Annotated in this window: 1 pseudogene; it reads left to right on the plus strand. The window is 56.4% G+C overall.

What is annotated here, in order from left to right:
• Nucleotides 1-435 precede the first annotated feature (435 nt).
• Nucleotides 436-1,123 (plus strand): annotated as a pseudogene (locus LYNGBM3L_RS45070) (hypothetical protein); the annotation flags it as partial.

The following is a 1,123-nucleotide window of genomic DNA, read 5'->3' on the forward strand; positions in this document are numbered from 1 at the left end:
TGCGCCGTTGAGTCAGCGACGCAGCGGAGTAGAACACCCTGGCCACCCGACAATGATCGGTTAGATCGCCAGTGTCGGTCTGTGGGAGATCGGGCGTCGAGAGCTCGTTGAAAGGGGCTGCTGTCGCGGGAAGGTTAAACGGCCCCCGCCAAACAGCTCTTGTATGCATGGAATCTGCTCCGATGACACGCTGGCCGCGTGTGCTGCCCAAAACTGTGAGCCAAGGCACGATAGTGGCGTGACCAGCGATGGATATCCAGGTTTGTTTACGCCATTCTGGGGGCAGAAGTTGTAGGTCAGTGTAAAATAGATCGCTTGGTGGCTGTTCTCTTGCCCGTGAGATGCTGCGCAATGAAGCGAAATGGGAAGGCTGTGAGAATCAGAAAGTGTTGGTTTGAGCGCGTCGATGATCGTCTCCTCCTTCATGGCGGGCATATGCATGACGAAGACGCGTTCTACGTGCACGAGGCCCATGTTCCGATTGGGCCGGACGAAGCGGTTTCCGTCGCCGACGACGCACCATACCCGTTGTCGCAGACGTTCCGGCTGCATAGTCACCCCGAAGCTTTGCATACCCTCTACTTAGACTTTGACGGGCACGAGACGCAGGATCCCACCTGGAACAGTGGCCAACCTTTTGAAACGCCCGCGTTCGACCTTGATGGATCTCCCGAGAGTTTCTCGGATGCCGAGCTGGTGCGCATGCAGAGAATTTGGCAGCGAGTGGCCGAGGATTTCATTCCCTTTGGAATCAATGTCTCGACCGAAGAGCCCCCGTTGGCAGATTTGATTCGTGACTGGTCTGATCCGACGGATCTCAAGTGGGGAAATCGGGTGGTCATCGGCGGTCGGAGCTCGGACTGGTACGGTGAATCAGTCGCCGGCGTGGCACAGCGATCCTTCAACCGTGCGCGCGATAGTCCAGTCTTCGTCTTCGAAGCTAATTTAAACAATGGAAACGAAAAGCAAACAGCAGAGGTGATCAGTCACGAGGCCGGACATGCGATGGGACTGTTCCATGACGGCGTGAACAACAAGCCTATCTACAACGGGCATGGCGGAGGCGAAACCGGATGGGCGCCCATCATGGGGATTGGCTATTACAAGGAGTTGACTCAGTGGA

Origin of the sequence: Moorena producens 3L (assembly GCF_000211815.1) — a bacterium.
Taxonomy (GTDB): domain Bacteria; phylum Cyanobacteriota; class Cyanobacteriia; order Cyanobacteriales; family Coleofasciculaceae; genus Moorena; species Moorena producens.